This is a genomic window from Rheinheimera hassiensis (assembly GCF_022436675.1).
In the GTDB taxonomy this organism is placed as follows: domain Bacteria; phylum Pseudomonadota; class Gammaproteobacteria; order Enterobacterales; family Alteromonadaceae; genus Alishewanella; species Alishewanella hassiensis.
In genome coordinates, this window is sequence record NZ_JAKUJZ010000025.1 from 1 (window position 1) to 474 (window position 474).

Below are 474 nucleotides of genomic sequence, written 5' to 3' on the forward strand. Positions count from 1 at the left end.
CCTCCTTACCTAACGTGAATTGAAGTTATAAGTGTTCACACAGATGATTGATTGCATGAGATAGAGCAAACGGTTTTGCGCGGCGAAGGTTGCGTTAAAATTGGTCTGTAGCTCAGGTGGTTAGAGCGCGCCCCTGATAAGGGCGAGGTCGGTAGTTCGAGTCTACTCAGACCAACCAGATTGGGGTTATAGCTCAGCTGGGAGAGCGCCTGCCTTGCACGCAGGAGGTCAGCGGTTCGATCCCGCTTAACTCCACCAAATTTGCTTCATACGTCGTTACTTACCCCCTCACATACATTAAGTATGCTTCGGTGCTAAGTGCCTTGTCTGAACCAAATTACTGGTTACATAAGCTCTAAAGAAATTCAAATCAAAGCGTTCTTAACAGAATGATTTGATTTGAGTTTAATCTCAAACTGCTCTTTAACAATTTGGCAAGCTGATAGTAGTAAAAAACAAGGTAACAATATTTAT

2 tRNA genes are annotated in these 474 nt (G+C 43.5%); both read left to right on the plus strand.

Annotated features, from left to right (window positions below):
- The first annotated feature begins 101 nt into the window (after positions 1-101).
- Positions 102-178 (plus strand) — tRNA-Ile (locus tag MJX74_RS21480).
- A gap of 4 nt (positions 179-182) precedes the next feature.
- Positions 183-258: transfer RNA gene (locus MJX74_RS21485), tRNA-Ala, on the plus strand.
- The last annotated feature ends 216 nt before the right edge of the window (positions 259-474 follow it).